Annotated in this window: 10 protein-coding genes; 7 read left to right on the top strand and 3 right to left on the bottom strand. The window is 75.5% G+C overall.

Features of this window, described 5'->3' with window-relative positions:
* The first annotated feature begins 11 nt into the window (after positions 1-11).
* From ACK586_RS02370 to ACK586_RS02355, 4 genes are all read left to right on the top strand, one after another.
* The gene (locus tag ACK586_RS02370) at positions 12-350 is read left to right on the top strand and encodes a hypothetical protein (protein WP_409328838.1); all 339 of its coding nucleotides are present in this window, start codon (positions 12-14) and stop codon (positions 348-350) included.
* On the top strand, positions 350-1,042 hold the full coding sequence (locus ACK586_RS02365; RefSeq protein WP_409328851.1) for a haloacid dehalogenase type II: 693 nt from the start codon (positions 350-352) through the stop codon (positions 1,040-1,042). The genes ACK586_RS02370 and ACK586_RS02365 overlap by 1 nt, the downstream gene beginning before the upstream one ends.
* A gap of 66 nt (positions 1,043-1,108) precedes the next feature.
* On the top strand, positions 1,109-1,576 hold the full coding sequence (locus ACK586_RS02360; protein ID WP_409328837.1) for a GtrA family protein: 468 nt from the start codon (positions 1,109-1,111) through the stop codon (positions 1,574-1,576).
* Positions 1,573-2,280: a TVP38/TMEM64 family protein gene (locus tag ACK586_RS02355; RefSeq protein WP_409328836.1), complete on the top strand. Its 708-nt coding sequence runs from the start codon at positions 1,573-1,575 to the stop codon at positions 2,278-2,280. Before ACK586_RS02360 ends, ACK586_RS02355 begins: the two co-directional genes overlap by 4 nt.
* Positions 2,281-2,308: 28 nt before the next feature.
* On the opposite strand, the gene ACK586_RS02350 is transcribed toward ACK586_RS02355, so the two are convergent.
* The 3 genes from ACK586_RS02350 to upp all read right to left on the bottom strand — a co-directional run bounded on the left by ACK586_RS02350 (position 2,309) and on the right by upp (position 4,375).
* Positions 2,309-2,758, bottom strand: coding sequence for a DUF805 domain-containing protein (locus tag ACK586_RS02350; RefSeq protein ID WP_409328835.1), 450 nt, complete (start codon positions 2,756-2,758; stop codon positions 2,309-2,311).
* A 99-nt stretch (positions 2,759-2,857) separates the two neighbouring features.
* The gene (locus tag ACK586_RS02345; protein WP_409328834.1) at positions 2,858-3,748 is read right to left on the bottom strand and encodes a Gfo/Idh/MocA family protein; all 891 of its coding nucleotides are present in this window, start codon (positions 3,746-3,748) and stop codon (positions 2,858-2,860) included.
* Between the two features lie 3 nt (positions 3,749-3,751).
* A complete protein-coding gene (gene upp / locus ACK586_RS02340; RefSeq protein ID WP_409328833.1) occupies positions 3,752-4,375 on the bottom strand; it encodes a uracil phosphoribosyltransferase in 624 nt (207 codons plus the stop codon).
* 203 nt (positions 4,376-4,578) lie between these two features.
* Here upp and deoC point away from each other — a divergent pair, with 203 nt between their 5' ends.
* The 3 genes from deoC to ACK586_RS02325 are packed head-to-tail and all read left to right on the top strand — an operon-like array spanning position 4,579 to position 7,924.
* A complete protein-coding gene (gene deoC, locus ACK586_RS02335; RefSeq protein WP_409328832.1) occupies positions 4,579-5,574 on the top strand; it encodes a deoxyribose-phosphate aldolase in 996 nt (331 codons plus the stop codon).
* The gene (locus tag ACK586_RS02330; protein WP_409328831.1) at positions 5,574-7,046 is read left to right on the top strand and encodes an aldehyde dehydrogenase family protein; all 1,473 of its coding nucleotides are present in this window, start codon (positions 5,574-5,576) and stop codon (positions 7,044-7,046) included. Before deoC ends, ACK586_RS02330 begins: the two co-directional genes overlap by 1 nt.
* Positions 7,043-7,924: an aldehyde dehydrogenase family protein gene (locus tag ACK586_RS02325; RefSeq protein WP_409328830.1), complete on the top strand. Its 882-nt coding sequence runs from the start codon at positions 7,043-7,045 to the stop codon at positions 7,922-7,924. The genes ACK586_RS02330 and ACK586_RS02325 overlap by 4 nt, the downstream gene beginning before the upstream one ends.
* Positions 7,925-7,969 lie beyond the last annotated feature (45 nt).

Below are 7,969 nucleotides of genomic sequence, written 5' to 3'. Positions count from 1 at the left end.
GGTAGCTCGGCGTGTTGGCCACGGGGCACGTGTGGGTGCGGGTGGTGGACGAGGGGGTCATCTCCGGCGATTTGGCCGGGGTGCGCGCGCTGCCGCCCGCCACGCTGCTCGGCCGCCCGGTCGCCGCCGCCGACCTGGCGCACGAGGACCCGCCCGTCGACGCCGTGCGGCTGCTGGGGGACGGCGTGCGCGTCGTCGTCCGGCCGAGCGGCACCGAGCCCAAGCTCAAGGCCTACCTGGAGACCGTCGTCCCCGTGCACGACGACGCCGGGGTGATCGCCGCCCGCGGCCGTGGCGCCGACGAGCTCGACGCCCTGCGGGCCGAGATTTCGGCGGCGCTGGGGCTGTGATGGACGTGCGGGCGCTGGTCTTCGACGTCTTCGGGACGGTCGTCGACTGGCGCACCGGCGTCGCCCGCGAGGTGACCCGGCTGCTCGGCGACCGGGTGGACGCGGCCGGCTTCGCCGACGACTGGCGGGCCCGCTACGTCCCCTCGATGGAGGAGGTGCGCAGCGGACGCCGCCCCTTCGTGCCGCTGGACGTGCTGCACCGCGAGTCGGTCGACGGCGTGCTCGAGGCGCACGGCGCCGGCGACGTCCCGCCGGCGGTGCGCGACGAGCTGGTGCTGGCCTGGCACCGGCTGGACGCCTGGCCCGACGCCGCCCCGGGGTTGGCGCGGCTGGCGACGCGCTACGTCCTCGCCCCGCTGTCCAACGGCGGGGTCGCCCTGCAGATCGCGCTGGCCCGCCGGTCCGGCCTGCCGTGGGACGCCGTCCTCGGCGCGGAGGTGGTCGGGCGCTACAAGCCCGACGCCGAGGTCTACGACTCCGCGCCGCGGCTGCTCGGCCTGCCCCCGGCCCGGGTGCTCATGGTCGCCGCGCACGTCGACGACCTGGCCGCCGCGCGGGGACGCGGGCTGCCGACCGCGTACCTGCACCGGCCGCACGAGTTCGGCGGGGTGCGGACACCGCCGGTGACCGACCCGGACGCCGACCTGACCGTGGCCTCCCTCACCGAACTGGCCCACGTGTTGGGGGTGTGACGGAAGGGGCGCCGGGCCCCGCGGCGGAACCCGTGTGCGGGTCCGGCTGTGGTCACAATGGTCCGCGTGCCCGACGACAGGACGCCGCAGCTGGCCGACGACACGCCCCGGGCCGCGCCGGTGACCGCACCCGACGGACCGACCGGACGGCGCACCGGCCTGGTCGACCAGCTGGTCCGCTTCGTCGCGGTCGGCCTGCTCGGGGCCGTCGTGGACCTGACGGTCTACACGCTCTCCCTGCACCTGGGCATGTGGACGACGGCGGCCCGCGCGCTGAGCTTCGTCTGCGGGACGACGACCGCCTACGTGCTCAACCGGCGCTGGGCCTTCCGAGTCGAGGGTTCGGCGAAGCGGGCCACCGGTTTCGCCGTGCTGTACACCACGACGTTCTTCGTGATCCTCGGCGTCAACGCGCTCGCGCTGGCCGTGCTGCCCGAGAGCAGCTGGCGGATCACCCTGGCCTGGGCGCTGTCGCAGGGCGTCGGCACCGCGGTCAACTTCGTGATGCTCCGCCTGGTGGTCTTCCGGACGTGAGTGAGCGCCTCGCTGCTCCCCCGGGCTCGCACGCCCGCCCGGGGCCTCCGCGGCGAGGCCGGGCCCCGTGGACGCGCGCCGTCGCCCTCGCCGTCCTGCTGGCGGTCGGCGTCGCAGTCGCGGCGACCGCCGACCTGCCCGCCGTCGACTCGGCCCGGGACTGGCTCGACGACGCCGGCGCCCTCGGTCCGGTGCTGCTGGCCCTCGGCGTCGGCCTGGCGCTGCTGGGCCCGGTCCCCCGCACCGCGCTGTCGGTGCTCGCCGGGCTGGTCGCCGGGTTCTGGACCGGCCTGGCGATCTCCCTGGCGGGCGGGGTGATCGGTGGCGTCGGGGCGTTCGTGCTCGGCCGGGCGCTGGGCCGCCCGGCGGTCACGGCACTCGCCGGACCGCGGCTGGCCCGTGCCGACCGGTTCCTCGACACCCGCGGCTTCGCCGCGGTGCTGGCCCTGCGGCTGTTCCCGGCCGCGCCGTTCGCGGTGGTGAGCTACGCGGCCGGCCTGTCGGCCGTCCGGCCCGCCGCGTACCTCGCCGCGACCGCGGTCGGTCTCGTGCCGAGCACGGTGCTGCAGGTCGGTGCCGGCGCCTCGGTGGAGCACCTCGACCGGCTCGCCGACGCGCTGACCACACCGGCGGCGACCGCGGCGGCCGCCGGCGTCCTGCTCGCCGCCGGCGGCCTGGCGCTGTGGTGGCGCCGACACCGCTGACCGCAGGCGGCCCGGCGCCCGCTCGGTCTCAGCGGACGAGGGCCGGCGCCGGCCGCCGCTCGCTGAAGCCGCTGCCCTCGGGGAACCCGTAGCCGTTCGGGCCCTCGTCGCCGCGCTGGAGGGTGCAGACGAGCAGGACGATCCCGCCGGCGAACGGCACGAGACCCCACATCAGCCACCACGCGGAGCGGCCGCGGTCGTGCAGCCGGGCGACCAGGGCGCTGACCGAGGGCACCAGCAGTGCCAGCGACGTGAGCAGCATGAACGGTCCGCCGGCGTAGGTCTCCTGGGCGGCGTAGCCGTAGTAGCCACCGGAGTAGCTGGTGGAGTACCAGGCCAGACCGGAGCTGACGTCCAGGACCACCGCCGCCAGGCTCGCCGCGGTGATCGGCAGCGCGTAGTGCAGCCAGTAGGTCCGCCGGCTGATCCGTCCGCGCCGCAGGTACCACGAGCCGCCGTCCCGCTCCACGTCGTGCATGTCCCTCTCCTCCCGCCGGCCCCGGTGGGGCTCCGTCCGATGGGAGGAGGGTGGGACGGCGCTGTTGCACCCCACTGGGGCGCGACTGGGAGCGGCGGCTCAGGTCCCGACGGCCTCCCGGCAACCGGTGGCCAGCGCCCGTTCCGCGGCGGCGAGGACGGCGACGACGTCGCGGCCGAAGTGCACGTCCAGCGGGTGCGCCCCGCCGGTGAGCGCCGCGGCCCGCAGCTCGTCGATCGCCGCCGTGCAGGCCGCCACGGGCCGGTCCAGCTCCGGCAGCAACACCAGCCGGCCGGCGTCCCCGTGCACGTACACCTCCACGCCGGCGGCCAGCGGGGCGACCGTGTGCGAGACGCTGGCCGTGCTGGCCACGCCGCCGGGGTGCTGCAGGACCAGGTGCACGGTGTCGCGCAGGCCCGCGGCCGCCTGCACCGCCGTCACCGGCCCGAGGGCCGGCACCAGCAGCGACAGCAGGTGCGGGCCGACGTCCCACAGCGCGCCGTGCTCCTGGCGCCACGGCGAGCCGGCGAAGGGCGAGCCGGCGATCGAGCCCAGCCAGGTACCCGAGCCGCCGGCCGGCTGGGTGCGCGCGGCCTGGGCGAGCCAGGTGGAGGTCGCCTCCTGGAAGCGGATCGTGAAGAAGACGACCGAGGCCACCCCGGCCGCCCGGACGGCGTCGGCCAGCCGGTCGGCGACCGGCAGGCTCAGCCCGGTCGGCTTCTCCAGCAGCAGGTGCCTGCCCGCGGCCGCGGCGCGCTCGGCCAGCGGGGCCTGCACGTCCGGCGGCAGCGCGATGGAGACGGCGTCGACGTCGGCCAGGACGGCGTCCAGGTCGTCGGTGCCCGGGACGTCGAACTCCGCGCCGGCCTCCTCGGCCCTGCGCCGGTCGCGCCCCCAGACGGCGACGAGCTCGGCGTCGGGGTGGGCGGCCAGCGCGGCGGCGTGGACCGTCCGGGCCCAGAACCCGGTGCCGAGGACGGCGAACCGCACGCCTCAGACCGCCCCGAACTGGCGGTCCCCGGCATCGCCGAGCCCCGGCACGATGTAGGCGTTGTCGTTGAGCCCCTCGTCGACGCTGGTGGTGAACACCCGCAGCGGCAGGCCGCTCTCCTCGAGCCGGCGCAGCCCCTCGGGCGCGGCGAGCACGCACAGCACGGTGATCTCGGTGGCGCCCCGCTCGGTCAGCAGCCCGCAGCAGTGCACCAGCGAGCCGCCGGTCGCCAGCATCGGGTCGAGGACGAACACGTGCCGGTCGACCAGGCTCTCCGGGAGCGAGGCCATGTAGGCCTTCGGCTGGAAGGTCTCCTCGTCGCGGGCCAGCCCGACGAAGCCCATCTGCGACTCCGGCAGCATCCGGTGGGCGACGTCGGCCATGCCCAGGCCCGCCCGCAGCACCGGCACGATCAGCGGCGGCGCGGCGATCCGGAAGCCGGTCGTCGCCGTCACCGGCGTGGTGATCGGCTGCTCGGCCACCGCGAGGTCGCGGGTGGCCTCGTAGAGCAGCATCTGGGTGAGGTCGCGCAGGGCCGCGCGGAAGCTCGCGTTGTCGGTCCGCTCGTCGCGCATGTGCGACAGGCGGGCGCGGGCGAGCGGGTGGTCGACGACGGTCAGCTGCACGGGCGCCACCGTAGCGACACCGGAGCTCGGAACCCGCAGCGTCTCCCGGGCCGGCGGCGCGCACCGGGGCACTCCGCGGGCGGGTTCCCCGCGATGCCGGCCGGCTCCCGCCCGCACCGTGCCGAACGCACCCGCAGGGTGCGCCCACCCGGGCGGGTGGGCGACGGTCGGGAACGCGCCGCCGGCAGGGGATGATGGCGGGCATGACGCACGTGCTCGACCCGCACGCCCTGACGGCGGGGACCCCGCCGCGGCGCGAGCCCCCGGCGCCGTACGCGGACGTGACCCGCTCCGACTCGGCCTTCCGCGCCTTCCTGCACGGCCTGCCCGGGGTCGACCAGGTGGGCGCGCAGTCCCGCGTCGCGGTGCTGGGCACCCGGTCGATCAAGACCACGGCCAAGGCCTGGGCCATCGACACCGCCATCTCGATGGTCGACCTGACCACGTTGGAGGGCGCCGACACCCCCGGCAAGGTGCGCTCGCTGGCCGCCAAGGCCGCCCGCCCCGACCCGACCGACCCGAGCTGCCCGCCGGTGGCCGCGGTGTGCGTCTACGGCGACCTGGCCGGCGTCGCGCGCGAGGCGCTGGCCGGCACCGGCATCCACGTCGCGGCCGTCGCCACCGCGTTCCCCAGCGGCCGGGCGAGCCGCGAGGTGAAGCTCGCCGACGTCCGCGACGCCGTGGCGAACGGCGCCGACGAGATCGACATGGTCATCGACCGCGGCGCGTTCCTGGCCGGGCGCTACCTCGACGTCTTCGACGAGATCGTCGCGGTCAAGGAGGCGTGCGGCGACGCGCACCTCAAGGTCATCCTGGAGACCGGGGAGCTGGTCACCCTGGACGCCGTCCGCCGCGCCTCCTGGCTGGCGATGCTCGCCGGCGGCGACTTCATCAAGACCTCGACCGGCAAGATCTCGCCGGCCGCCACCCTCCCGGTGTGCCTGGTGATGATGGAGGCGGTCCGCGACTTCCGCGCCGCCACCGGTCGCCAGGTCGGCGTCAAGCCCGCCGGCGGCATCCGGACGACGAAGGACGCGATCAAGCACCTCGTGCTGGTCAACGAGACCGCCGGCCCCGACTGGCTCTCCCCCGACTGGTTCCGCCTCGGCGCCTCCAGCCTGCTCAACGACCTGCTCCTGCAGCGGCAGAAGCTCCGCACCGGCCACTACTCCGGCCCCGACCACGTGAGCGTCGACTGATGGCCACCACCCCGCCCGGCCCGGCGCCCTCGAGCGTCTTCGAGTACGCCCCCGCCCCCGAGTCCCGCTCGATCGTCGACATCGCCCCCTCCTACGGCCTGTTCGTCGACGGCGAGTTCGTCGACGGCTCCGGGGAGGCCATGAATACGGTCAACCCGGCCACCGAGGAGGTGCTCAGCGAGGTCGCCGTCGGCACCGCCGCCGACGTGGACCGCGCGGTCAAGGCCGCCCGCCGGGCGTTCACCCGCGTCTGGGGGCCGATGCGCCCGGCCGACCGCGGCAAGTACCTCTTCCGGATCGCCCGGCTGCTGCAGGAGCGGGCGCGGGAGTTCGCCGTCCTGGAGTCGCTGGACAACGGCAAGCCGATCCGGGAGTCCCGCGACGTCGACGTCCCCCTGGCCGCGGCGCACTTCTTCTACCACGCCGGCTGGGCCGACAAGCTGGCCCACGCGGGCCTCGGGCCCGACCCGCGGCCGCTGGGTGTGGCCGGCCAGGTCATCCCGTGGAACTTCCCGCTGCTCATGCTGGCGTGGAAGGTCGCGCCGGCGCTGGCCACCGGCAACACCGTCGTCCTCAAGCCGGCCGAGACCACCCCGCTCACCGCGCTGCTGTTCGCCGAGGTCTGCCGGCAGGCCGACCTGCCGCCGGGCGTGGTGAACATCGTGACCGGCGCCGGCGACACCGGGCGGGCCGTGGTCGAGCACGACGACGTCGACAAGGTCGCCTTCACCGGCTCCACCGAGGTCGGCCGGTCGATCGCCCGGGCCGTGGCCGGCACCCGCAAGAAGCTGACCCTGGAGCTGGGCGGCAAGGCGGCCAACATCGTCTTCGACGACGCCCCGATCGACCAGGCGGTCGAGGGGATCGTGCAGGGCATCTTCTTCAACCAGGGCCACGTGTGCTGCGCGGGCTCGCGGCTGCTGGTGCAGGAGAACGTGCACGACGAGGTGATCGCGTCGCTGCAGCGGCGGATCGGGACCCTGCGCGTGGGCGACCCGCTGGACAAGAACACCGACATCGGCGCGATCAACTCCGCCGAGCAGCTCACCCGGATCCGGGAGCTGGTGGACGTCGGGGAGGCCGAGGGCGCGACGCGCTGGCAGCCGGCCTGCGACCTGCCCGACCGCGGCTTCTGGTTCCCGCCGACGGTGTTCACCGGCGTCTCGACGGCCAACCGGATCGCCCGCGACGAGGTCTTCGGGCCGGTGCTCTCGGTGCTCACCTTCCGCACGCCCGACGAGGCGGTGGCCAAGGCGAACAACACCACCTACGGGTTGTCGGCCGGGATCTGGTCGGAGAAGGGTTCGCGGATCCTGGCCATCGCCGACCGGCTGCGCGCCGGCGTGGTGTGGGCCAACACGTTCAACCAGTTCGACCCGACGTCGCCCTTCGGCGGCTACAAGCAGTCCGGCTACGGCCGCGAGGGCGGCCGGCACGGCCTGGCCGCGTACCTGAGGGGTGCTGACGAGTGACCGAGCGGCTCGCGGTCCGCAAGACCTACAAGCTCTACCTGGGCGGGGCGTTCCCCCGCTCGGAGTCCGGGCGCACCTACGAGGTGACCGACAGCCGGGGCGGGTTCCTCGCCAACGCCGCGTGGGCCTCCCGCAAGGACGCCCGGGACGCCGTTGTCGCCGCGCGCGCGGCCTTCCCGAGGTGGTCGGGCGCCACCGCCTACAACCGCGGCCAGGTGCTGTACCGGGTCGCGGAGGTGATGGAGGGCCGGCACGTGCAGTTCTGCGAGGAGGTCGCCGCCGGCGAGGGGCTGTCGGCGAACAAGGCGCGGGCCGCCGTCGACGCCGCCATCGACCGCTGGGTCTGGTACGCGGGGTGGACCGACAAGCTGGCCGCCGTCCTCGGCAGCGCCAACCCCGTCGCCGGCCCGTACTTCGACTTCTCGCTGCCCGAGCCGACCGGCGTGGTCGCCGTCCTGGCGCCGCAGCGGTCCTCGCTGCTCGGCCTGGTCAGCGTGCTCGCGCCCGTGCTGGCCGGTGGCAACACCGCCGTCGTCGTCACCTCGAGGGAGCGGCCGCTGCCCGCGGTGACCCTCGGCGAGGTCCTGGCGACCAGCGACGTGCCGGGCGGGGTGGTCAACCTGCTCACCGGCGATGCCGCGGAGCTCGGCCCGTGGCTGGCCGAGCACGACGACGTCGACGCCATCGACCTCACCGGCGCCCCGGCCGACCGGGCCATGGAGTTCGAGCGGGAGGCCGCCGGCAGCATCAAGCGCGTGCTCCGGCCTCCCGCCCGGGGGACGGGAGCCGAGGAGCCGGACTGGACCGCCGACCCGGGGCTCACCCGGATGCGGACGTTCCTCGAGACGAAGACGGTCTGGCACCCCAAGGGCTTCTAGGACACCCCCGCCCCTCCGGGGTCCGCCGAGCGCCTGCGAGGGGTG

This window comes from Trujillonella humicola, assembly GCF_046233715.1.
Classification (GTDB): Bacteria; Actinomycetota; Actinomycetes; order Mycobacteriales; family Geodermatophilaceae; genus Trujillonella; species Trujillonella humicola.
This window is presented reverse-complemented; position numbering and strand designations above follow the sequence as displayed.

What these genes read in the sequence shown, in the direction of transcription:
- ACK586_RS02365 (WP_409328851.1), top strand. Translation starts at nt 350, where the DNA reads ATGGACGTGCGGGCGCTGGTCTTCGACGTCTTCGGGACGGTCGTCGAC.
- ACK586_RS02350 (WP_409328835.1), bottom strand. Translation starts at nt 2,758, where the DNA reads ATGCACGACGTGGAGCGGGACGGCGGCTCGTGGTACCTGCGGCGCGGA.
- deoC (WP_409328832.1), top strand. Translation starts at nt 4,579, where the DNA reads ATGACGCACGTGCTCGACCCGCACGCCCTGACGGCGGGGACCCCGCCG.
- ACK586_RS02330 (WP_409328831.1), top strand. Translation starts at nt 5,574, where the DNA reads ATGGCCACCACCCCGCCCGGCCCGGCGCCCTCGAGCGTCTTCGAGTAC.